The organism is Pseudomonas sp. RA_35y_Pfl2_P32, assembly GCF_963970735.1.
Taxonomy (GTDB): Bacteria; Pseudomonadota; Gammaproteobacteria; order Pseudomonadales; family Pseudomonadaceae; genus Aquipseudomonas.
In genome coordinates, this window is the sequence record NZ_CAXAQF010000017.1 from 114,056 (window position 1) to 136,966 (window position 22,911).

The 22,911-nt window shown below is 63.1% G+C and carries 23 protein-coding genes and 1 pseudogene; 14 read left to right on the top strand and 10 right to left on the bottom strand.

What is annotated here, in order from left to right; genetic code table 11:
* The 9 genes from AACY45_RS18295 (at position 1) to lpdA (ending at position 10,437) form a co-directional block, all read left to right on the top strand.
* The gene (locus AACY45_RS18295) at positions 1-1,278 is read left to right on the top strand and encodes a branched-chain amino acid ABC transporter permease (protein WP_339442894.1); all 1,278 of its coding nucleotides are present in this window, start codon (positions 1-3) and stop codon (positions 1,276-1,278) included.
* Positions 1,275-2,030, top strand: a complete 756-nt coding sequence (locus AACY45_RS18300) for an ABC transporter ATP-binding protein (protein ID WP_339442895.1) — start codon at positions 1,275-1,277, stop codon at positions 2,028-2,030. Before AACY45_RS18295 ends, AACY45_RS18300 begins: the two co-directional genes overlap by 4 nt.
* Positions 2,027-2,749 (top strand): ABC transporter ATP-binding protein, encoded by a 723-nt coding sequence (locus tag AACY45_RS18305; protein ID WP_339546748.1) that lies wholly within the window; start codon positions 2,027-2,029, stop codon positions 2,747-2,749. Before AACY45_RS18300 ends, AACY45_RS18305 begins: the two co-directional genes overlap by 4 nt.
* 109 nt (positions 2,750-2,858) lie before the next feature.
* Positions 2,859-4,106, top strand: coding sequence for an OprD family porin (locus AACY45_RS18310; RefSeq protein ID WP_445261200.1), 1,248 nt, complete (start codon positions 2,859-2,861; stop codon positions 4,104-4,106).
* Positions 4,107-4,232: 126 nt separating this feature from the next.
* The gene (locus tag AACY45_RS18315; RefSeq protein WP_339546750.1) at positions 4,233-5,075 is read left to right on the top strand and encodes an SDR family NAD(P)-dependent oxidoreductase; all 843 of its coding nucleotides are present in this window, start codon (positions 4,233-4,235) and stop codon (positions 5,073-5,075) included.
* A 62-nt stretch (positions 5,076-5,137) separates the two neighbouring features.
* Complete coding sequence (locus AACY45_RS18320) at positions 5,138-7,330, top strand: alpha-ketoacid dehydrogenase subunit alpha/beta (protein WP_339546751.1); 2,193 nt, start codon at positions 5,138-5,140, stop codon at positions 7,328-7,330.
* Positions 7,327-7,812, top strand: a complete 486-nt coding sequence (locus AACY45_RS18325) for a VOC family protein (protein ID WP_339546752.1) — start codon at positions 7,327-7,329, stop codon at positions 7,810-7,812. Before AACY45_RS18320 ends, AACY45_RS18325 begins: the two co-directional genes overlap by 4 nt.
* Positions 7,812-9,035 (top strand): pyruvate dehydrogenase complex dihydrolipoamide acetyltransferase, encoded by a 1,224-nt coding sequence (locus AACY45_RS18330; protein WP_339546753.1) that lies wholly within the window; start codon positions 7,812-7,814, stop codon positions 9,033-9,035. Before AACY45_RS18325 ends, AACY45_RS18330 begins: the two co-directional genes overlap by 1 nt.
* A 10-nt stretch (positions 9,036-9,045) precedes the next feature.
* Positions 9,046-10,437, top strand: coding sequence for a dihydrolipoyl dehydrogenase (gene lpdA / locus AACY45_RS18335; protein ID WP_339546754.1), 1,392 nt, complete (start codon positions 9,046-9,048; stop codon positions 10,435-10,437).
* Positions 10,438-10,490: 53 nt separating this feature from the next.
* Here the strand turns inward: lpdA and AACY45_RS18340 are convergent, their stop codons facing one another.
* Positions 10,491-11,501, bottom strand: a complete 1,011-nt coding sequence (locus tag AACY45_RS18340) for a hypothetical protein (protein ID WP_339546755.1) — start codon at positions 11,499-11,501, stop codon at positions 10,491-10,493.
* A gap of 75 nt (positions 11,502-11,576) precedes the next feature.
* Here AACY45_RS18340 and AACY45_RS18345 point away from each other — a divergent pair, with 75 nt between their 5' ends.
* Positions 11,577-11,819, top strand: a complete 243-nt coding sequence (locus AACY45_RS18345) for a type VI immunity family protein (protein WP_445261201.1) — start codon at positions 11,577-11,579, stop codon at positions 11,817-11,819.
* A 49-nt stretch (positions 11,820-11,868) separates the two neighbouring features.
* Here the strand turns inward: AACY45_RS18345 and AACY45_RS18350 are convergent, their stop codons facing one another.
* Positions 11,869-12,243, bottom strand: a complete 375-nt coding sequence (locus AACY45_RS18350) for a tautomerase family protein (RefSeq protein ID WP_339546756.1) — start codon at positions 12,241-12,243, stop codon at positions 11,869-11,871.
* A 6-nt stretch (positions 12,244-12,249) separates the two neighbouring features.
* A complete protein-coding gene (locus AACY45_RS18355) occupies positions 12,250-12,585 on the bottom strand; it encodes a carboxymuconolactone decarboxylase family protein (protein ID WP_339546757.1) in 336 nt (111 codons plus the stop codon).
* 108 nt (positions 12,586-12,693) lie between these two features.
* Here AACY45_RS18355 and AACY45_RS18360 point away from each other — a divergent pair, with 108 nt between their 5' ends.
* Positions 12,694-13,683, top strand: coding sequence for a LysR substrate-binding domain-containing protein (locus tag AACY45_RS18360; protein ID WP_339546758.1), 990 nt, complete (start codon positions 12,694-12,696; stop codon positions 13,681-13,683).
* On the opposite strand, the pseudogene AACY45_RS18365 reads toward AACY45_RS18360, so the two are convergent.
* Positions 13,619-14,788 (bottom strand): annotated as a pseudogene (locus AACY45_RS18365) (MFS transporter); the annotation flags it as partial. The gene AACY45_RS18360 and the pseudogene AACY45_RS18365 overlap by 65 nt on opposite strands.
* Positions 14,789-14,943: 155 nt before the next feature.
* Here AACY45_RS18365 and AACY45_RS18370 point away from each other — a divergent pair.
* Positions 14,944-15,876 (top strand): LysR family transcriptional regulator, encoded by a 933-nt coding sequence (locus tag AACY45_RS18370; RefSeq protein WP_339546759.1) that lies wholly within the window; start codon positions 14,944-14,946, stop codon positions 15,874-15,876.
* Positions 15,877-15,891: 15 nt separating this feature from the next.
* On the opposite strand, the gene AACY45_RS18375 is transcribed toward AACY45_RS18370, so the two are convergent.
* Positions 15,892-16,527, bottom strand: coding sequence for a TetR/AcrR family transcriptional regulator (locus AACY45_RS18375; RefSeq protein WP_339546760.1), 636 nt, complete (start codon positions 16,525-16,527; stop codon positions 15,892-15,894).
* Between the two features lie 84 nt (positions 16,528-16,611).
* Here AACY45_RS18375 and AACY45_RS18380 point away from each other — a divergent pair, with 84 nt between their 5' ends.
* The gene (locus AACY45_RS18380) at positions 16,612-17,259 is read left to right on the top strand and encodes an NAD(P)H-dependent oxidoreductase (protein WP_339546761.1); all 648 of its coding nucleotides are present in this window, start codon (positions 16,612-16,614) and stop codon (positions 17,257-17,259) included.
* On the opposite strand, the gene AACY45_RS18385 is transcribed toward AACY45_RS18380, so the two are convergent.
* The 4 genes from AACY45_RS18385 to AACY45_RS18400 form a co-directional block, all read right to left on the bottom strand.
* A complete protein-coding gene (locus AACY45_RS18385) occupies positions 17,237-18,142 on the bottom strand; it encodes an amino acid ABC transporter substrate-binding protein (RefSeq protein WP_339546762.1) in 906 nt (301 codons plus the stop codon). The genes AACY45_RS18380 and AACY45_RS18385 overlap by 23 nt on opposite strands.
* Before the next feature lie 45 nt (positions 18,143-18,187).
* The gene (gene potE / locus AACY45_RS18390; protein WP_339546763.1) at positions 18,188-19,534 is read right to left on the bottom strand and encodes a putrescine-ornithine antiporter; all 1,347 of its coding nucleotides are present in this window, start codon (positions 19,532-19,534) and stop codon (positions 18,188-18,190) included.
* A 145-nt stretch (positions 19,535-19,679) separates the two neighbouring features.
* Positions 19,680-20,351: a class I SAM-dependent methyltransferase gene (locus AACY45_RS18395; protein WP_339546764.1), complete on the bottom strand. Its 672-nt coding sequence runs from the start codon at positions 20,349-20,351 to the stop codon at positions 19,680-19,682.
* Positions 20,352-20,498: 147 nt separating this feature from the next.
* Positions 20,499-20,702 carry a hypothetical protein gene (locus tag AACY45_RS18400; protein WP_339546765.1) on the bottom strand — a complete coding sequence of 68 codons (204 nt, stop codon included), beginning with the start codon at positions 20,700-20,702 and terminating at the stop codon, positions 20,499-20,501.
* Between the two features lie 42 nt (positions 20,703-20,744).
* Here AACY45_RS18400 and AACY45_RS18405 point away from each other — a divergent pair, with 42 nt between their 5' ends.
* On the top strand, positions 20,745-22,514 hold the full coding sequence (locus AACY45_RS18405; RefSeq protein ID WP_339546766.1) for a SulP family inorganic anion transporter: 1,770 nt from the start codon (positions 20,745-20,747) through the stop codon (positions 22,512-22,514).
* Positions 22,515-22,535: 21 nt separating this feature from the next.
* On the opposite strand, the gene AACY45_RS18410 is transcribed toward AACY45_RS18405, so the two are convergent.
* Positions 22,536-22,868 (bottom strand): hypothetical protein, encoded by a 333-nt coding sequence (locus AACY45_RS18410; protein WP_339546767.1) that lies wholly within the window; start codon positions 22,866-22,868, stop codon positions 22,536-22,538.
* Positions 22,869-22,911: the final 43 nt, after the last annotated feature.

A 22,911-nucleotide genomic window follows, 5' to 3' on the forward strand; every position in this document is an offset into this window, starting at 1 on the left:
ATGAAACTGACGAAAATCCTCCTGGCGGTATTGCTGCTGGCGTTGCTGGTGCTGCCCGCCCTCCTGCCGGCGGCGATGGTCAATGCGGCCATCCAGATGCTGATTGCGGCCTTGTTTGCTTGTGCCTTCAACCTGTTGTGCGGGCAGGGCGGCATGCTTTCGTTCGGCCACGCGGCCTACTTCGGCGTGGGTTCGTTCGCCACGCTGCACGCGATGAACGCGCTCAATGGCGAAGGCCTGCTGCCAACGCCGTTGCTGCCGTTGATCGGGGCCATGGGCGGCTTTGTCTGTGGCCTGTGCGCCGGCTGGTTCGCGACGAAGCGCGCGGGCGTGTATTTCTCCATGATCACCCTGGCACTGGCCGAGTTGCTGCATTCCCTGGCCCCGCACCTGAGTACCCTGTTCGGTGGCGAGGCCGGTATTTCCTCCATGCGCACGGCGGCCTGGGGCCTGGATTTCGCGGATGCCACCCAGGTCTACTACCTGACGCTGGGCTGGGTGGTGCTGTCGATCGCCTTGCTCTACGCCTTCACGCTGACCCCCATGGGACGCTTGACCTTTGCCCTGCGCGAGAACGGCCATCGGTTGCAGTTCCTGGGCTACAACGTGCATCGCCTGCGGGTACTGGTGTTCGCCTTGTCGGCGATGTTTGCCGGGATTGCCGGGGGCCTGCAGGCACTGAACCTGGAGTCGGCCAACTACGTGCTGTTCGACATGCGGTTTTCCGCCGAGGTGGTACTCAACACCTACATCGGTGGCGTCAATGTGTTCCTCGGTCCGGTACTGGGCGCAGCGCTGATGACCTTCTTTGGCAATGCGGCCTCCGACCTCACGCAATCCTGGTTGCTGTATCAGGGGCTGCTGTTCGTGCTGGTGATGATGTTCATGCCCAGCGGCCTGGCCGGGCTGGTGCTGTGCTGGACGGCGCAGATTCGTCGACGCGGCTGGCTGGCAATCATCCCGGCAGCACTGGCGGCACTGCTGAGTGCGGGGTTGTTGAGCCTGGCCGTAGTGTTTGCGATCGAGACCGTGCAACGGGTGTTCAGTCAGGACTATCAGGCATTGCTGATGGCGGATCAGGCCTGGCCTGCGATCAGCCTGTTCGGCCGCGAATGGTTGCCGGGCGCGCTGCTGACCTGGAGCGTACCGTTGCTGTTGGGGTTGGTGGGGCTGCTGGTGCTGAAGCTGGCCCGCCATCAATGGCTGCGCCTGCTGGACGAAGAACCGGCGGCCGCGTGCGCCGCCCTCAGCCCTCGGGTCGAAGGAGACCAGCCATGAGCGGTGCGATCCTGCAACTACGCGATGTACACAAGTCGTTCGGCGAGGCCCACATCATTCGTGGTGCGCAGCTTGAGCTGCGCGCCGGCGAACGCCACGCGGTGATCGGTCCCAACGGGGCGGGCAAATCGACCTTGTTCCATTTGATCTCCGGGCAATTGCAGCCCAGCAGCGGGCAGATTCTCCTCGCTGATGAGCCGATCCAGGGCTATTCGCCAGAGCACATCAATCATCTGGGCTTGTCGCGCTCGTTCCAGATCACCAACATTTTTCCCGGGCTTTCGGTGTTCGAAAACCTGCGCATCGCGGTGATGCGCAAACACCAGCTGCAGTACCACTTCTGGCGCTCGATCCAGCGTTACCCCCAGGTGCGCGCCCAGACCGAGCAACTGCTTGAACAGGTGCGGCTACAGGATAAGCAGGCGGTGTGCGCAGCCGAACTGTCCTACTCCGAACAACGTGCCCTGGAGATCGGCATGACCCTGGCTTGTGACCCCCGGGTGATCCTGCTCGACGAGCCGATGGCGGGCATGTCCCATGAAGAAACCGACTACGCCCTGAACCTGATCCGCGAGGTGACCCAGGGACGTTCACTGCTGATCGTCGAACATGACATGGACGTGGTGTTCTCCCTGTGCGACCGCATCAGTGTGCTGGTCTACGGCGAAGTCATCGCCACCGGTACACCGGAACAGATCCGCACCGACCGGCGGGTACAGGAAGCCTATCTGGGTGAGGAGCAATGCGCATGAACCCGACCTCGCAACACCTGCTGTCAATCAGCGACCTGCATGTGCACTACGGCAAAAGCCATGTGTTGCATGGTGTCGACTTGAACATCGCGCACAACGAAGTGGTGAGCCTGCTGGGGCGCAATGGCGCCGGGCGTTCGACCACCCTGAAAGCGGTCATGGGCCTGGTGCCGCCCAGTGCCGGCAGCATCCAGTTGGCGGGGCGGGAACTGACCGGGCTGCGCCCGTACCGTATCAATCGCGCCGGCGTCGGATTTGTCCCGGAAGAGCGCGAGGTGTTTGCCAATCTGAGCGTCGAGGAAAACCTGCGCATGGGCCAACAGGCACCCACTGACGGCGCCACGGCATGGACCGTCGAGCAGATGTTCGACTACTTCCCACGGCTGCGCGAACGGCGCAACACGGGCGCCGGCAACCTGTCAGGGGGCGAACAACAGATGCTGACCCTGTGCCGTTCGCTGCTGGGCTGTCCCAAGGTGCTGCTGATCGACGAGCCCACCGAGGGCCTGGCGCCGAAGATTGTCGCAGTGGTTGCCGAGGCCATTCGCGACATTCATCGGCGCGGGGTATCGATCCTGCTGGTGGAGCAGAAATTGACCATCGCCCTCAAGGTCTCCAGTCGCGTGTGCGTGATGGGCCATGGGCGGATCGTCTTCGAGGGCACGCCCCAGGCGCTGACCGCCGACCCGAACCTGATGAAGGAGTGGCTGGCGGTCTGAGGCCGCCACCGCGTTCAACCGGCAGCTCTGACTGCCATTTTCACGCTGATTCCGTGGCGGCGCTGTGCCCGCCAGGGATCGCTGCACCTGCAATCCACCAGGAATAACAATAACAATGAGCCTACCTAAACACTTCACCGCACGACCGCTGCTGTTGCTCAGTACGTTGCCGGGCCTGGCCTTGGCCCAGGAGCATGGTTTCATCGAGGACGCTACGGCCACCGTGCAGATGCGCAACTTCTACTTCAACCGCGACTTCCGTGACAGCGGCGCTGCCAAGGCCAAGAGCGAGGAGTGGGCCCAGGGCTTCTTGCTCAACGCCCAGTCCGGCTACACCCAGGGCACGGTCGGTGTCGGTGCCGATCTGATCGGGCGCCTGGGGGTCAAACTCGACAGTGGCGGCGGGCGCGGCGGCAGCCTGTTGCTGCCCGCCGACGGCAATGGTTCGGCCGATGACTTCTCCAGCCTGGGGGCGGCGGTCAAACTGAAAGTGTCGAAAACCGAACTGAAAGTCGGCGAACTGCTGCCGACGCTGCCGATCCTCCAGTACAACGATGCGCGCCTGCTGCCCCAGACCTTCCAGGGCGCCATGCTGACCTCCAGGGAAATCACCGGGCTGACCCTCAACACCGGGCAGATGCGTTCATTCACCCAGCGCAACTCCAGCGACCGTGAAGACCTGTTCATCGATGGTCGCGCCTTCGCCACGTCCGATCGCTACAACTACCTGGGCGGCGAATACCGCTTCAATCAGGAGCGGACCATGGTCGGCCTGTGGGGGGCGCAACTGGAGGACATTTACCGCCAGCGGTACATCCAGCTCACCCACAAACAACCGGTCGGCGCCTGGACGCTGGGCGCCAACATCGGCTTGCTGGACTCCGAGGAAGAAGGCCAGGCCAAGGCGGGGCAGATCGACAACCGTTCGTTCTACACCGCCCTGAGTGCCGGCGTCGGTGGGCATACGCTGATGGCCGCCTGGCAACGCATGTATGGCGAGGACGGCACCATCTGGTTGAGTCCCACCACTACCGTGCTGCCCAGCGATATCCAGGTGCGCAATTTCGCCGCCGCCGAGGAGAAAGCCTGGCAACTGCGCTACGACTATAACTTCGCGGCCCTGGGTGTGCCCGGCCTGAGCGCCTTCGTGCGCTACGTCAATGGCGACAACGTGGCGGTAGCCGGGGGCAATGGCGGCAAGGAATGGGAGCGGGATTTCGATCTGTCCTACGTGATCCAGAGCGGGCCCCTGAAGAACCTCGGGTTGCGCTGGAGGAATGCCATGGTGCGCTCCAATTTTGGTCCGTCAGTGGACGATAACCGGCTGATTGTCAGCTATAGCCTGGCGCTGTTCTGATCGCTGCGACGCGGCAACGTTCAACAAATTCCTTTGACAGACCCCAGGCCGCGAGTTAGTTTTTGCCTGGTGGTCTGACAAGTTAATTTAAATGTATGACCAGACAAAAAAACAAGTGAGAACCCCATGTCCCATCCAGATCACTCTCCCGCAAACGCCGAACAGCCACAGCACGATCCCGCCGTTTTCCAGCACAGCGCCTATGCCGGTATCGCCGACAAAGTCGTGGTAGTGACCGGTGGCGGTAGCGGCATCGGCCTGGCGCTGGCCGAAGGTTTTGCCCGCAACGGCGCGCATCTGTTGTTGATCGACATCAACGCCCAAGCCATGGCGGACGCCAAGCGCGCGTTGCAGCAAGGTTTCCCAGCGACACGGGTGGAATGTTTCCAGGCCTCGGTCACCGACGAAACCGCCGTCGAGGCGGCCTTCGCTCACGCCAAGGCGTGTTTCGGGCGCATCGATGTGTTGCTCAACAACGCGGGCGTATCCATCAACAAACCGTCCCTGGAGATCACGCCCACCGAGTGGCGCCGGGCGATCGAGATCAATTTCAACAGCGTGTTCTTCTGCGCCCAGGCGGCCGCCCGGCACATGATCGACCAGCAGGGCGGGGTGATCATCAACACCTCGTCGATGTGGGGCGTGTCCCACTCCGCCGATCGCACGGCGTACTGCGCGACCAAGGCCGCCGTGGTGTCCATGACCAAATGCCTGGCGGTGGAGTGGGCCCGGCATGGCATCCGCGTCAACGCCATCGGCCCTGGTTACACCCGCACTCCGCTGGTCGAAGAGCTGCAGCGCGCCGGGCGCCTGGACGTCGAGGCCCTGCGCAAGCGCACGCCTTTGCAACGCCTCGGTGAGCCGGGCGAGATGGCTGAGCTGGCACTGTTCCTGGCCTCTGGCAGCGCGACCTTCATCACCGGGCAGATCTACGTGTCGGACGGCGGCTGGACCGCCAACGGTTTCTAGTCCGCCCCCGTTGTACCGGCCCCCCGTGGCCGGTCGATTGACGTTATTTGTGGAGAATTGAAATGCCGAAAAGTGTTGCCTTGTCGCCGGCCTCGCCGTGGGTCGAGCTCAGTTCCACCGATGCCGACTGGAAGCAGGCCGACCCTGCGTTGCTGGGCACCATGCTCAGTCAGTTGCACCTGATCCGTGCCTTTGAAGAAACCGTGCTGGAGTTGGCCGGCGAAGGCCTGGTACACGGTCCGGCGCACTCGAGCATCGGCCAGGAAGGGGGGGCGGTAGGTTCGATCGTGGCGCTGGGCGCGGCGGATGAAGTCAACGGCTCGCACCGGGGTCATCACCAGTTCCTGGCCAAGGCGCTGGTGTACCTGATGCCCGAAGGCATCGACCCGAAAGCGCCGGTGACTGCACCGATCCAGGACCTGCTGCAACGCACCCTGGCGGAAATCCTGGGCCTGGCCCAGGGCTTCTGCAAAGGCCGTGGTGGTTCGATGCACTTGCAATGGGCCGAGGCGGGTGCCTTGGGCACCAACGCCATCGTTGGCGGTGGTGTGCCGCTGGCCGCCGGTGCCGCCTGGGCCCACCGGCATGCCCGGACCGACACGGTGGCGGTCACCTATTTTGGTGACGGCGCGGTGAACATCGGTTCGGTGCTGGAGACCATGAACCTGGCGGCGGCCTGGAAACTGCCGTTGTGTTTCTTCATCGAGAACAACCTGTACGCCGTCTCCACCACGGTTGACGAAGCGACGGCCGAGCCGCGCCTGTCGGCACGTGGGCTGGGCTTCAATATCCCCAGCTGGAAGGTCGATGGCATGGACCCGCTGGCGGTTTACCTGGCCATGCAGCAAGCGCTGGCCCATATGCGCGCTGGCAACGGTCCGACCGTCATCGAGGCCGATGTGTACCGGTTCTTCCACCAGAATGGTCCGTTCCCCGGCAGCGCCTTCGGCTATCGCAGCAAGGAAGAAGAACAGAGCTGGCGCGCCCGAGATCCGCTGGAGCGTCTGGCGCGGGAAATGAAAAAGCGCGACTTGATCGACGATGCCGGCCTGGCCGACCTGCGCGAAACCGTCAAGCTGGCCATGGTCCAGGCGGCTGCCGCATTGCTTGAAGCCGACCCGGCTGGCAAACCGGGCAAGCGACGGATTCGTCCCCCGTTGTGGCCTTCGCCGGACTTTCGCGATGTCGGTATTCGTGGCGACCTCAGCGAACTGGCCGACGCCCGCACCTGTGAGCAGTCGAGCTACCGCGGTGGTCTTGAACAACGCAAGTTCATCGACGCCATCGCCGATGTGATGAACCGGCGCATGGAAACCGATGACAGCATCGTCGTCATGGGTGAGGACGTGCACCGTCTCAAGGGCGGTACCAACGGCGCCACCCGTGGCCTGAAAGAGCGTTTTCCAGAGCGCATCCTCGGCACCCCGATCAGCGAGAACGCCTTCTGCGGGCTCGGTGGCGGCATGGCCCTGGACGGCCGATTCAAACCGGTGGTGGAGTTCATGTACCCCGACTTCATGTGGGTCGCCGCCGACCAGGTGTTCAATCAGATCGGCAAGGCCCGGCACATGTTCGGCGGGCAGAGTGACGTGCCGCTGGTGCTGCGCACCAAGATCGCCATGGGCACCGGCTACGGCTCGCAGCACTCCATGGACCCGGCCGGGATCTACGTGACTAACCCGGGTTGGCGCATCGTTGCCGCTTCCACGCCGTTCGACTACATCGGCCTGATGAATACCGCGCTGGCCTGCAAGGACCCGGTGCTGGTGATCGAGCACGTCGACCTCTACAGCCACAGCGGCGAGGTGCCGGTGGACGACCTGGACTATCAGATTCCATTCGGCACTGCTGCCGTGCGCCGCGAAGGCCGCGACCTGACCATCCTCACGTACTTGAGCATGGTCGGGCACTCCCTGGAGGCCGTGGAGCAGACCGGCATCGACGCCGAAGTCATTGACCTGCGCTTCCTCGACCGCGCCAGCTTCGACTGGGCCACCGTCGAGGCCAGTATTCGCAAGACCAACAACGTGCTGATCGTCGAGCAGGGCGCCCGGGGGACTTCCTATGGCGGTTGGCTGGCGGACGAACTGCAGCGCCGTTGCTTCGACTGGCTCGACCAGCCGATCCAGCGTGTCACCGGGGGCGAAGGCTCGCCGAGTATTTCCAAAGTCCTGGAGCGCGCCGCTTGTGCCCGCACCGAGGAAGTGATCCAAGGCCTGCAACAGGTCATCCGTGAAAAAGGGGCACACCAATGAGCGTGAAGATGCTGGTTCCAATGGAGGTGGGGATTTGCTGTGTTGATCTTCCGACCCTTAGCCGTTTCTATCAGGACGTGCTGGGTTTCACCTTTGTCGCACAGGTGCAAATGCCGGCCGCGGCCGCGCAGTTGGTAGGCCTGAGCGAAGGCGGCTACAGCGTGGTGCGCCTGCAGACGCCTTACGGTGAACGTATCAAGTTGCTGGCGCCCGAGCGGGCGCCGACCCGGCCTGAACCGGGGCTGATTCTCGACCGGCAGCATGCGAGTTACCTGACGTTCATTGTCGAAGACATCGCCAGCCTGGTGGATGACCTGAAAAATGCCGGTGCGAGTTTCTGCGCCGAGGCGGCCCCGATCCAACTGCGCCCCGATGTCAAGGCGCTGTTCTGCCGCGATCCGGAGGGCAACGTGCTGGAGTTGGTGGAGTACGCCGATATCGCCGCCTACCGTCCCGACCTGTTCAGCGACAGGAGTGCCTGATGGCCAAGCTCTTACATATGCCGGAAGTGTCGGCCAACGCCACCCACGCGGCGATCCAGAACTGGACCCTCAAGGAGGGTGATGCGATCAACGCCGGTGACTGCATCGCCGAGATCGAAACCGAAAAGGCCCTGGTCGAACTGGCGGCTGAAGAAGATGCGGTGCTGGGCAAGATCCTGGTCGAGCCGGGGCGCGAAGTGGAAGTGGGCGCGCCCATCGGGGTGTTGTTTGCCCGAGGCGAAACCGATGTCGATATCGCGGCGCTGTTGGCCAAGGCCGGTGCGCTGGCGGCGGCCAATGAGCCGGTGGTGGATGAGGCGCCGGTACGCCAGGCCCGGGCTGAGGTGACGCCGCTGATTGACGCGCCTACCCACGGGCGTGTCTTCGCCAGCCCCCTGGCTCGCCGCCTGGCCGCGGCCAAGGGGCTTGACCTGACGAGCCTGGAGGGCAGTGGGCCGAACGGGCGCATCGTCAAACGCGATGTTGAAGCGGCACCCGTTGCCGGTGCAGCGCCGGCAGTTGCACCAACGTCGGTGTCGACCAGCGACTTTGATGAAATTCCCCACAGCGGCATGCGCAAGACCATTGCCCGCCGCCTGGTGGAGAGCAAGGCCACGGTCCCGCATTTCTATCTTGAGCTGGAATGCCGGATGGAGTCCTTGCTGGCCCTGCGCGAGCAAATCAACCAGAGCGCCCCGAGGAAGATGTCGATCAACGACTTCATCGTCAAGGCGGTGGCTGTCGCGCTCAAGCAGGTCCCGGCGATGAACGTGACCTGGACCGACTCGGCACTGCGCCGCTACCACCAGGCGGATGTCTGCGTGGCGGTGTCCACCGACAGCGGCCTGATCACGCCGGTGGTGCGTAATGCCGACAGCAAGGCCCTGTCGCAGATCAGCGCGGATGTGGCGCAGTTGGCCGGGCGTGCCCGCGATGGGCGTCTGCGCCCCGAGGAATACCAGGGCGGCAGTTTCACCATCAGTAACCTGGGAATGTTCGGCGTCGAGCAGTTCAGCGCCATCATCAATCCCCCCCACGCGGCGATTCTGGCGGTGGGCGCGACGCAGCAAAAACCGGTGGTTGAAAACGGCGAGCTGAAGATCGGTTCGGTCCTGCGCTGCACCCTGTCGGTGGACCATCGGGCCGTGGATGGTGCATTGGCTGCGCAATGGCTGGCCGTGTTCAAGGGCCTGATGGAAAACCCGCTGGGCATGCTGATTTGAGGGAGTTTCCATGAGCGAAATGCAATTTGATCTGATCGTCGTCGGTGGCGGCCCCGGCGGTTACGTGGCGGCCATCCGCGCCAGCCAGCTGGGGCTGCGCACGGCGTTGGTGGAAAAGGCGCAACTGGGTGGGGTCTGCCTGAACTGGGGCTGCATTCCGACCAAGGCCCTGTTGCGCAGCGCTGACGTGCTGCGCCTGATCGGCCGTGCGGGCAGTTTTGGCATTGAGGTCGGGCCGGCCAGGCCGGACCTGCAGGCCATCGTCAAACGGTCCCGCGAGGTGGCCGCCCAGCTGCATCGGGGGGTTAGCGGGCTGATGAAAAAGCACCGCGTCCAGGTGTTCAACGGACATGCGCGGCTGGATGGGCCACAGCGCCTGAAAGTGACCGCAGAGCAGGGCGATCTGAGCCTGGCGGCGCCGCACATTATTTTGGCAACCGGTGCCCGCGCCCGGGTGCTGCCGGGCATGGAGCCGGACGGCAAGCATTTCTGGACCTACCGCCAGGCGTTGGTGCCGGACAGCGTACCCAAGCGGCTGGTGATCATCGGCGGCGGTGCGATCGGGATCGAGTTCGCCAGTTTCTATCACGCGCTGGGTGCCCAGGTCAGCGTGGTGGAAATGGCGGAGCGTATCCTTCCGGTAGAAGACCACGAGGTCAGTGCCCATGTGGCGCAGGCCCTGGTTCGCGACGGTATTCGCCTGTACACCGGCTGTGCGCTGCAAGGTAGCCAGGTGGAGCAGGGCGTGGTGCAGTTGCGCCTGGAGGGCAACAGCCAGGAGACGCTGCAAGCCGATGTGGTGCTGGTGGCCGCGGGCATTGTCGGCAATGTCGAGGACCTGGGACTGGAGGGCACGGGGGTCCAAGTGCAGCATAGCCATGTGGTGGTGGATGAGTTCTGCCGTACGGGCGAGCGGGGGGTCTACGCCATCGGTGATCTGGCCGGGGCGCCGTGGCTGGCGCACAAGGCCAGTCACGAAGCGGTGATTTGTGTCGAGAAGATCGCCGGTCAGAATCCCCATCCACTGGATCCGCGCAGCGTGCCGGCCTGTACCTACAGCCACCCGCAAGTCGCCAGCGTCGGCTACACCGAAGCCCAGGCGCGCAGTGCCGGCAAGACGCTCAACGTCGGCAAGTTTCCCTTCAGTGCCAACGGCAAGGCGATTGCCATGGGGGCCACGGAGGGCTTCGTCAAAGTGGTGTTCGACGCGGACAGCGGCGAGTTGCTGGGCGCACACATGGTCGGCGAGGAGGTGACCGAGATGATCCAGGGCTACACCATTGCGCGGGGCCTGGAGACCACCGAGGCCGAACTGATCGACAGCATCCTGCCGCACCCGACGATGTCTGAAGCCATGCATGAAGCGGTGCTGGCCGCCTACGAGCGGGCCCTGCATAGCTGAATGTGATCCAGGGCGAGCTGGAGGCGGGTGGGGACGGTCGGCAGACGCCCGCATCATTTGCGCGCACGCTTGGATTTGCGTTCGGGTGCACTCTGCGCCTCCTGTTCGCTTCGATACACCTCGGCAAAAATCTCGGTGATCGCGCGCAGTGGCCTGCGTTGTTTGAGCGTTTTGACCTGTTGACCCAGGCGAAGCAGCGCCTCACTGGGCGTTGCCCACTGGTCTTCAGGGATCGGCGCCGACCAGGCTTGCATGGCGTCCGGCAGTTTTTTGCGGCCGACCCTGGCGATGCGTTTCACTTCCCATTCGACGAGGCGATTGGGCAATGTCCAGCAGGTCATGACGTGGTAGAGGTACCAGAAAAAAGCGTAAACCCAGCCGACTTCCTTTTCGCGGATCCTGCGGTGCAGGCGTGCGCGGGCATTGCGGAAGGTGTGCATGCCCTCATGGGGCGGATCGTTGGGGCCTTGCAGGTCCATGGGGTCCTGGATGCTCTTGAGGTCATGGACCTCGTATTCCATGTAGGCACGAACGGCCTCCCAGTGGGCAATCGCCAACTGCGTGCCACCACACATGAACTCAAGGCTGACCAGCTCACCTTCATGGTGAAAGCCCATGCCCATGCCGTACTGGCGGGTCACACCATACTGTGTCGCGCCCTGCGCCTGGACGACCCAGGCGGAAAGTGATTCCCAGGGTACAAACAGGGGAACCTCCGCCCCCCTGGGCATGAAGCAGACTTCACGGCGTTGGCGGTTGAAGCGGGTGGGGATGACTTCTGTGTATTTACTGTGGGCGTTGAGCCACACGGCGAGACCGACGCCCAGGCCGCACAAATACGCCCAGATGGCAGGTTCATAACCAACTAAAAAGATGCCTTGCATCGCATCCCACATATCAACCCAGCCGTAGCCGAGGCCTGCACCAAAAAGAGCGCCGATAATCGGAAAGCCGACGAGCATCAAGAACGCAGTGGTAAAAGGGCCACCCAATGTCACCTGCCATGCAAATACTTGGGGCGTGCCGCCGCCAAAGTCCAGATACGTATCGTTCAGATCACTCACGTAGGGGCTGTAGGGTGATGCCTCGGTAGTGGTCGGGGTGATGTAGAAGTACTGAGTTACGACAACGGGCTAATCATCCGTGCGGGCGAACTCCCTGAGTTGGGTAAGAAAAGCGAGCCGCTTCCCGCAGCCTACGTAGCGGTCAACAGCGTCATAAAAACACTGCGCATTCCCAATCCAGATCCATTGCATACCTATTTACCCTATGGTGATGGCTTCGAAGAAGACAGTACTGCTCGTTGGTATGCGCGGTTCGATCAAGAAGATAACCCGCTAAAAGCGCCCGCACGCCTTGAAGCAGGTCACCATGCAGCGTGACGGGTTGGAGGTGGGTGGACGGTTGGCAGACGCCGGGGGCGTTCCGGGGCTAATTGCCCCGACCGCCGCCAAAGGACCATTCATCACTGGCCGTGGTGCTGATCACCACCATGACATCCTCCGGGTTGAGCCCCGTTGCCTGGTTCAGCTTCTCCACCAGGGTGCGGTAGAAACGTTGTTTCGTCTCGACGCTGCGAGGGCGGCCAGCGGTGATCGCGATGAGCACAAAGTCGTGGCTACGCGGCCCGCCCAGGTAGTCGGGATCGAAGATCAGCTCCCCTACGTCATGCTGGTGAATGACCTGGAAACGATCCGCCTTCGGCACCTCGAAACAGTCAACCAGGGCGTCGTGCAACGCCTGAGACAAGGCTTGCAGATACGCGGCGGACTTCCCGCGATGCAGTGAAATACGTGCAAACGGCATAATCGGTTACTCCTGGCGGGTGGCGAGGCTGGCCCTTGACTGACTGAGCAACCTCAGTGCCGAGGCGGCTGTCGGCCAGCCGGAGTAAAACGCCAGATGGGTGATGGCTTCAGTCAGTTCCTCATCACTCAACCCGTTATCCATGGCGCGTTGCAAATGAAACGGCAGTTGCTCAAGACGGTACATCGCCACCAGTGCGGACACCGTCACCAGGCTGCGCTCTCGAGGCGTCAGTTGCGTTCGTTTCCACATATCACCGAACAGGAGGTTGTCGGTCAGTTCGGCAAATTTCTGCGGGTATTCATCCTGCTGCGTAGGCTCCGTGCCCATCGTTGTATTCATGACACTTTCCCTCTGATTGGCTAATCCACAAGGGAAAACTATCAAGTCGCGATAATTCCGAATATCAGATTAAATGCGGGTAATCATCCTGAATTTATGGACCATTCAATGCGCCGGCCGACCTTCGATCTCGATGTATTGCGCACGTTCGTCACCGGCGTGGAGCTCAACAGTTTTGCAAAAGCAGCGGATCGCCTGGGTCGATCGACGTCCGCTGTCAGCGCTCAATTGAAGAAACTCGAGGAGCAGGTCGGCACCGCGGTACTGGTCAAATCCGGGCGCGGGCTGGTCCTGACGCCCATCGGCGAATCGGTGCTCAGTCATGCCCGTCGACTGCTGGAACTCAACGACGGCATTTTCCAGACCCTGCATGAAAGCCAAACAGCCGGCACTGTTCGCCTCGGGCTTCAAGAAGATTTTGCCGAACACTTGCTGAGCGAGATCCTCAGGCGTTTCGTCCGGACCTATCCGATGGTGAGTCTTGAGGTGAAGGTGGCGCGCAATGCCCAATTGCTCGCGTGGATTGAAAGCGCCGACCTGGACCTGGCCTTGACGTGGGACGCTGGACACGCAGCGCCTTACGCCACGCGCCTGGGCGAAACGCAGATGCACTGGATCGGCGCTCGTGACACGCCAGCGCTGAGCCGTCCTGCCGATTCACCGCTGCCATTGATCATGTTCGACGCGCCCTGCGTGTTACGTAGCGCTGCCACCCAGGCCCTGGACGCTGCACACATCCCCTGGCGAATCGCCCTGACCAGCCCCAGCGTTGCGGGCATCTGGGCGGCTGTCGCCGCTGGATTGGGCGTGACCTTGCGAACCCGCATCGGCTTGCCGGATCACCTCACCGTCATTTCCGGCCTGCCCCCCGTGCCGAGCCTTGGCTACATGATTCACCGCAGTGACAACGCCCCCACACCCGCCGCCAGGCAACTCGCTGAGTTGATCAAGACAAGCTTGCATGAGCAGGCGTTCAGCTGGTCTGACTCTGGGCCGGTGGATCTGCAGTCAGGCGCTGGCCTGTCATCAGGCCCGAAGCCCCGAGAAAGTAAAACGCCCCACCGGCAACAACAAAAAACCCAAGCATGTAGAAAATAAAGTGCGCAGGCTGGCTCGCCAGGACGATACCGCACAGCACCGGGCCCAGTGCCGCGCCCAGGTTGCTGAGGTTTTGTGCCCCGTAGTACAGGCCCCGCAGAGGGGCTGGGGCAATGTGGTCGATGAACATGTATTCAGCGGGGAACACGATGATTTCGCCGAGGGTGAAAATGGCCATGGACAGTACCCAGAGCACAAGGCTGGTCGACAGGGCAAAACCGCCCAGCCCCAACAGGAACATGCTCAAGCCCGCTGCCAGCCAGAGGTTCAATTGGCGCTGGGAGATTTTCCGGCCGATGAGGTATTGCAGGCTGATCACCATGACGGCATTGGTCGTGACCAGGGCGCTGATGACCTGATAAGCGAACTCAGGCGTGGTCGTCACCACCAGGTACTGCGAGAGGTAGGCCGTGAACTGACCAAAGACCACGGCGCTGAGTAGCCCGCCGAGGGTGAAGCAGACCAGTCGCTGATCCTTGATCAGCCATTTGCCCATCGCCAAAAATGCGCCAGGCGGGTGAGGCGCATCAACCCCATCCAGAGCTCGGTCCCCCCACACCCAATAGGCCCCAAAGAACCCTGCGCCGAGCCCTGCGGACAGCAGGAAGGGCCAACTGATATCCAGCCTGGCCATCCCGGCGCCCAGCAATGGGCCGACGGCGTAACCGATGTTGCTCAGGGTGTATTTGATCGAAAACACCGTGCTGCGCTCGGCTTGCGCCAGCAAACGGCCAAACCCGGATTTGACCGCGATATCAATGACCGCAAATGCCAGGTTGATCACCACCAGGCAGAGGTAGAACAGCCACAGGTCGCAGGCCAGGAACGTACCGAGAAAACCCAGCGAAAACACCGCGCTGCAAGCCAGGATCAGTCGGTAGCTGGACATCCTGTCCACCAGGAACCCGCCGTAGAGGCTCAACAACGACCCGACGATCAGGCTGCTGCCAATGATCAGTCCCACCTCCGCCACGCTCAACCCGAAGTCGGCGCACAGGTAGATGACCAGATAGGGCAGGGTGACTGCCCGCGCCAGGGTCAAGACCAGGGAGGCACAGAGCAACAGCTTTACCGTGCCGGGGTAGTGTTTCAGGGTGGCGAGCATCCGTGCCTCATTGTTCAGCAGGGTGGGTTCAGGCGTTTTGCCAGGCGCAGGGCATTGATTGATCTGCTGGAATCCAGCTTACTGGGGAATGCTGTTCGGATTGAGGATGGTTTTTCATCCAATAACGGAATCTGATTCATTAATGCAGGGCTTCTATGTTTTCCTCAGAACGCTTGAAGGGTATTGATGTGTTTGTCTGTGTCGCGGACGCTGGCAGTTTTCGGGTGGCCGCCGAGCGGCTGCACCTGACGCCCTCGGCCATCAGCAAAAGCATCGCCCGCCTGGAGGCTCGGCTGGGGGCCCGACTGTTCCAGCGCACGACGCGGCGCCTGGCATTGAGTGATGCGGGGATGGCGTTCTACCGCACCTGTACCGGGGTGTTGGCGGATCTGGAAGAGGCGCAGCTGTCGCTGCACAGCGAAAACACTGAGCTGCAGGGACGGGTTCGGCTGGATCTTCCCGGCGCCTTCGGCCGCGCCCAGGCGCTGCCGATCATTCTGCGGTTCGCCCAGGAGCACCCCCGGCTGGTGCCGCATATTTCGTTCTCCGACCGTTACAGCGACCCGATTGCCGAGGGCGTCGACATCGTGGTGCGCATCGGTGGCGCGGACATCTGGCCCGACACCCTGGGGCATCGCTACCTGGGCAGTGAGTGGCATGTCTTCTGTGCGTCACCCGCGTACGTGAGCCAGCACGGCACACCTGTGTCCGAGGATGACCTGCAGCATCATCAGTGCATCGCCTACGGCTGGGTGGATGGCAATGTCAGCCCGTGGAGTTTTTCCGGCCTCCGCACCGGGGAATCCGAGCGCCGGCAGGTGCCGGCCACGCTGGTGGTGGGTGATGGCGAAGGTTTGTTGACCTCGGTACTGGCCGGGTGCGGTATTGCCCAACTACCGACGTGGCTGATCCAGCGGCACCTGGAAACGGGGACCCTGGTCGAGGTGCTCCCGCAACTGGCAACCGATGGCCTGGCGATCAACCTGGTCTGGCACAAGAGCCGGCAGGCGCTTCCCCGGATCAGTGCCTTGCTGGAAGTGCTCGCCGCAGGCCTGAAGCCGTCCAGTGGCAAGCCCGCGGGGCGCTGAGGCGTCGGTCAACGGTTACTCAAGGCTCGCCAGGCGGCCACTGCGTTCGACCATCGCGACAATGGTTGCAACCAGTTCGTCTTGCGCCTGGGCAGGGGTGATTTCACCGGTCGTGGCGGCGTGGGAGAGCGCCTCGGCGGCACCGAGCATCGCTCGCAGGCCTGCCGCACCGATCTGCGCTCCCTGGGCGAAAGGGGCGAGGGCGTTGCGGCATTTCTCCATGAAGATGGCCTGGTACTCAGCCTTGATCTTTTCCAGCTCCGGCGAACTCGCCAGCGCTGCGATCACCCCTGGTATCTCGTTGCCTTGCAGCAATACGCACTCGACATAGGAGCTGGCGATAACGCTCGCCCGACTGGCCAGGGTCGGTTCGCTCGCCTGCAGCGCAGCGTCCATCAGTGCCGTCTGGCGCCCGTCGAAATCCTGATAGAGCGCCGCCAGCAGCCCCGGCCGGGTGATGAAATGGTCATAGACCACGGGTTTGGTGACTCCGGCTGCTTCGGCCAGGCGTCCCAGGGTCAAGGCCTCGGTGCCTTCCTCCCGGACCAGTTGCCAGGCGACATCCAATAACTGACGCAGGCGGTCTTCGCGAGACAGGCGGCGCCGCGCTGGGGCGGTGGGATCTGACTGAGGCGGTTGGCGACTTGACATGCTTATATACCAAACGTAACTTATCGTGGGTAACTTACTAAAAGTATATAGCCGTCGTCCTCACCCGTCAGCAGGAGTTTTGCCATGCACGCACTTATCGTGGTCGCCCATCATGATCCACGCTCGCTGAGTCAGAGTATCGTGGCGCAGATTGCCCAAGGTCTGGCCGATACCGGCCACACATTTGAACTCGCGGACCTGTGGGCGGAAGGCTTCGACCCCAGGTTTGGCGCCGCTGATGTTGCCGTGCATCATCGCGCAGCCCCGGCACCTGCCGATGTGGCAGCCGAGCAAGCCCGGATCGACCGCGCGGATGCCCTGGTGCTGGTGTATCCGGTGTTCTGGTGGTCGATGCCAGCGCTGCTCAAGGGCTGGATCGATCGGGTGTTCGCCAATGGCTGGGCGTTCGATTTCACTGCAGACGCCCCGCTGCTGAAGAAGCTGCAGCACTTGCAGGTGCACCTGGTTGGCATGGGGGGCGCGGACCGCAGCACCTACGAACGGCATGGGTATGGGGCGGCGATGAAGACTCTGATGGATCACGGGATTTTTGATTACTGCGGGGCCCAGGTCATGACGTCCGAGTTACTGCTGGAGTCGGAAACCCAAGACCCGCAGGTGCATCTGGAAGAGGCGCGGCAGTTGGGGCGCAGTCTGTTCAGTGCAACCATAGCCGATCATGCGGTACGGGCTCTCGACCCGGCCGCGCTCAAGGAATGGCATAGACCTTGAACAGTTTTCTCGCCATCTCGCCGACACCGCCCAGGTGCCTGGCGTAGGCCTGCTCGATCTCGCCCGAGCGGTACATCTGGCTCAGGGCGGTGTCCACCAGCAGGCGGAAATCTTCATCCTCGCGCGCCAGCGCCATGGCCGTCGGCGAGTACTCGAACACTCGATCCAGCAGCACCAGCTTGGCGGCGGCCGGCTGATTGGCGAGCAGGTTGCTCAGCAGCATGCGTTCGGCGAAGAAGGCGTCGACCTGGCCGTCGGCGACCCGCTTGAGGCCCGCTGCGGTGTCCGGCACCGTGACCAGGCTGGACACCACGCCCAGCCATTGCATTTGCTGGCGGACCCAGGCTTCGGTGACGCCGCCGGCGGTGGTGGCATAGGTCTGGTTGGCCAACCCATGGTTGACGGTCGCCCGCCAGGTCGGTCCGGTACGGGCTGCCTTGCCGTCCAGCACATTGAGCAGTGACTCGGATGCATCCTGGCGTACCACCGCCGACAGGCCGGCGGTGTAGATCGGTATCGAGTAGCTCACCTGCTGACGTCGCGCCAGGGTGGGAGGGGTCGGCGTACAGAGGATATCGACCTGGCCCGAGCTGACCGCCAACATCTGGTCGTCGCTGGCCACCGGTTGAAAGCGCACCTGTAACGTTGGTAATCCCAGCTCGTTCTTGAGCTTGTCGGCGACTTTCAGGCACAGGTCGATGGCATAGCCGTCGGCCTTGTCGCCCGTCTGGACGCTAAAGGGAGCGAAATTCGCCAGGTAGCCCAGGGTCAACGTATTGCTCGCCCGCACGCGCTCCAGGGTACTGGCGCTGGCGATAATCGGCGCCATTGCCAGCAGGCAGGTGAACAGCAGGTGGGTCGCTCTGGTGCGTTGTTGATTCATCGTCTGGTCCCGTAATCGGCTGTCTGTACGATCTGCACATCAGTGCTAAGGATGACTGGTCCCGGTCCCGGTCGGTGCGGGTGCAGGGATGTCGACAAACCGCTTGGAGAGGAACCCGTAGAGCAGGTAGCCGAATGCCAGGACGATCAAGCCGCCGAACACCGCATCCTTGCCGCAGGCGTACAGGGCGTACAACGAATAGGCCACGGCAATCAGCAACAGCAGGGTGTTGCGGGTGTAGATCGCGGCGCTGACCTGGGCTTTGTACATCATCACCAGCAGTCCGGTGGCGGCTGTCACGTAGGGAATCAGGTTGGTCACCGCCGCCAGGCTGACCAGTTTGGCGAACTGGGCGCTGGCATTGGGCGAAATGGTCGACAGCGCCATCAAGGTCTGCAACACGCCGCACACCAGCATGCCGATGATGGGGGCGTCCTGTGCGCTGACCTTGCTGAAGAACCTGGGGAACATCCCTTGGTCCGCGGTCATCTTTGCGGTTTGTGCCAGGGTGAACTGCCAGCCCAGCAGCGAACCGACACAGGCCATCACCGCCAGCGCCATGACGATGGTGCCCACCGTGGGGTTGAACATATGGGCATAGACCAGCGCGAAGGGCGCGCTTGAGTTGGCCAGTTCAGCGTTGGGGATCATCCCCTGGATCACCGTCGTCGACAGCACATAGACCACGGCGGCACCCAGGGTGCCGAACAGGCAGGCCAGGGGCACGTTGCGCTTGGGGTTTTCCACCGCATCGCTGGCCTGGGCCGCCGACTCCATGCCCAGGAACGCCCACAGGGTCAGGGGGATCGCCTTGCTGATGGCTTCGGAGATGGGCAGGTCATTGGGGTTCCAGGCGGCAATCAGCACCTCGGGCTTGAACCAGAACCAGCCGATGATGCTCAAGCCCGCCACCGGGACAATCACCCCCCATACGGTCAGCGCACCAATCTTGCCGGTGATTCGCGGGCCACCGAAGTTGGCCACTGTGGTCAACCAGAGCAGGCCGACCGTGCCGACGAACAAGGGAATGGCGCCCGTGCCCAGCCAGGGCACGAACGAGGTCATGTAACCCACCGCCGAGATGGCGACCGCCACGTTGGCGATGCCCAGCGAGAGAAAGTACAGGTACGAACAGAGGAAGAAGCCCGATTTGGCGTGGGCCTCCTCGGTGTAGGCGGACAACCCGCCGGAGCGCATGCAATAGATGCCGCACTGGGAAAAACAATAGGCGATGGCCATCGAGCCGATGGCCGTGACGATCCAGGACAGCAACGAAACGGCCCCCAGCTGAGCCATGCTCGTCGGCAGCAGGATGATGCCCGACCCCATCATGTTCACCGTCACCAGTGTGGTGAGCCCGGTCAGGCTCATTTTTTTGCTTGAGTCGGCCATCAACCACTCCTCGATCTACCCAACACATTGTCCCCGGCAAGTGAAATCAGCGTAGCAGCGGGATCGAGAAGGGGGGGGCACTCGACACCACGGATTGCCTGTGTCACGGCCCAGAGGCTGCAAGGTATTGAGTGCCGGCGCGTGTTCAGTCCTGGCGCTGGGCAATCATCAGCAGTGACTGCGGCACCGGGCTCTGTGGGTGCTGCGGTTCCTGCAGGGCGCTCAACCGGAAACCGGCCATGTCCAGGGCATTGAGCCAACTGGACAAGGTGCGCAGGTACCACGGCATCGGTTGCCAGTCGCCCTTGAACCCGGCGAAGGTTTCTTCGCGCCAGCCGTCCTGATATTCGCCCGCTGCCGCCGTCCAGGGGTGCAGGGTCTGGATCAGCAGGACGCCGCCCGGGGCGAGCAGGGCGTTCAGGGCGGTGAGCAGGGGGATGATGTCCTGGTGCAGCAGGGCGAAGTTGGCGCAGATCAGCGGGTACTGGTTGCCGACGTCGACCCGGGACTCGACCAGTTCCTGATAGCTGGCCAGGTGCACGGGCGCCGAGCCGGCCGCCCGCGCGGCCTCCACCAGGGTTTGATCGCCATCCACGCCGACCGCCTCGATCCCGCGTTTTGTCAGCTCACGCAACAACCAGCCCTCGCCGCAGCCGAGGTCGAGCACGCGTTCGGGTTGGCGGCCCAGCACCGCCAGCAGGATCGCCTGGTCGGTGACCTGTCGGCGGCTTTCAATACTGCCGCTGCGCACGGCGTCGATCCAGGATGAGGCGTTGTGGTGCCAGCTTTGCAGCACGGCGGATTCGGCAGCGGGCATCTCGACCTCCAGGCCTTGGGGCGGGCAGCACGAAGAGTTTTTCACACTACACTGAAACTGGATCGGGCCCCAGGGGCTGAGGTTATCCGTGTTCTGGCCGATGAATTGTGCGCAACGTGCAGCAGATCGATTGAACAGTGATGAGGATCAGTGCATGGCGAACACAGACGACGCAAAGTGCGCGCGGTTTTTGATCCGGTCGAGCGAGTCACCGAGGTCGATCTTTGGCCTGGCCTGGCAATGACCTTCACCATCAGCGTCGCCACCCGCTGGCCAGGAAGAAGAGCGCACGATGATCGCCGCGCCGGGATGCGCACCTGGGTGCGTGCGTGATAGCCGGTCGTGTTTCACGTTGATTTTTCCATTCGCTCTACAGTAGAAGGCCACCGCCCCATGAGCCAGACGGATCCCTTGCCTCCCGCCCCGGAACCGGGGCGCATCGCCCATCGCCAGTCCAGCGACAGCCAGCCCGGCTGGGCCCGCTGGCTCCCCGGCCTGCAAACGCTGCGTCATTACCCGATCGCCTGGTTGCGCCACGACATCATGGCCGGGCTGGTGCTGACCACCATGCTGGTACCCGTGGGCATCGCCTATGCGGTGGCGTCGGGCGTCCCCGGTATCTATGGGCTCTACGCGACCATCATTCCGCTGCTGGCCTATGCCTTGTTCGGCCCCAGCCGGATCCTGGTGCTGGGGCCGGACTCATCCCTGGCCGCGGTGATCCTCGCCGTGGTCCTGCCCCTGTCCGGTGGCGATCCGCAACGGGCCATCGCCCTGGCGGGAATGATGGCGATCGTCTCGGGAACCGTGTGCATCCTGGCGGGTATCGCGCGCCTGGGGTTCATCACGGAACTGCTGTCCAAACCGATCCGATATGGCTACATGAACGGGATCGCCGTGACAGTGCTGATCAGCCAGTTGCCCAAGCTGTTCGGGTTTTCCATCGACTCCGATGGCCCGCTGCACAACCTGTGGTCGATCGCCACCGCAGTGCTGGACGGCAGGAGCAACTGGACCACCTTTGCCGTGGGCGCTGCCACTCTGGCAGTGATCCTGCTGCTCAAGGGCAGCAAACGTGTGCCGGGCATCCTCATCGCCGTCGTCGGCGCGACGGTCGCCGTGGCTGTGCTGGACCTTGGCGCGCGGGCCGGGGTGGCAGTGCTGGGCTCGCTGCCGCAAGGATTGCCGGCATTCGCCCTGCCGTGGATCACCCGTGCCGACATCGTCCCGGTGCTGATCGGCGGTTGTGCCGTGGCCCTGGTGTCGTTCGCCGACACCAGCGTGCTGTCACGGGTCTATGCGGCGCGGACCCGCACCTATGTCGACCCGAACCAGGAAATGGCAGGGCTGGGTTTTGCCAATCTGGCCGCCGGATTCTTCCAGGGCTTTCCCATCAGTAGCAGCTCTTCGCGCACCCCAGTGGCCGAAGCCGCCGGGGCCAAGACCCAACTCACCGGCGTGGTCGGCGCGCTGGCAGTGGCCGTGCTGTTGATGGTCGCACCGAACCTGTTGCAGGACCTGCCCAGCAGCGCCTTGGCCGCCGTGGTGATTGCCTCGGCGATTGGCCTGATCGAGGTCAGCGACCTGCGCCGGATCTACCGTATCCAGCGCTGGGAGTTCTGGTTGTCGATCGTCTGCACCATCGGCGTCGCCGTGCTGGGTGCGATCGAGGGCATCGGCCTGGCGATTGTGATCGCCATCATCGAGTTCCTGTGGGACGCCTGGCGTCCTTATTCCGCGGTGCTCGGGCAAGCGGCCGGGGTCAAGGGTTACCACGACCTGCAGCGTTACCCCAACGCGAGCCTGATCCCGGGCCTGGTGCTGTTTCGCTGGGATGCGCCGTTGTTTTTTGCCAATGGCGAACTGTTCAACGACCGCGTGCTGCAAGCCATAGCCGACTCCCCGACGCCGGTGCGCTGGCTGGTGGTGGCGGCGGAGCCGGTGACCAGTGTCGACGTGACGTCCGCCGACATGCTGGCCGAACTGCACGACACCCTGCACGCGGCGGGGATCAGGTTGTGCGTGGCCGAAATGAAGGACCCGGTCAAGGACAAGCTCAAGCGCTTCGGACTGTTCGAGCGGTTTGGCGAAGCGGCGTTTTTTGCAACTATCGACGATGCCGTCGACAGCTACCTGGCGCTCGCGCAGGACAATCAAGGCTGAGCAACGGGTTGCCGCTCTGGGTTACATGCGGTGCATGCGAGGCTGGATCTGTTGCCGGGGCACAATTTCGGAGCCGGATCGATTGTTGCCCCCATCCAGGGTGGCCGGGTTCTGTGTGTTGGCAGGGTCAGTACTGCTCTGGTCGTGACAGGACGCACCGCTGAGGCAGATGGCGGTGGCGAGCAGGACAATCGGGCTCAAGGGCTTGAACATGGTCATCTCCGACGTTGGGTGGCCAGGCAAGGGGAGCCGGCGCGCCGTACCTTGAGCGTAGTCGATTGCATCGCCGGCCAGGCCCGGGTCGACCAAGGGCCGGGGCAGCACTAGGGCTTTGCCTGCCTCTACAGTTACCATGGGCGTTTTCTCAACGCAGCAGACACCCGCCAGGTGCCGCTAT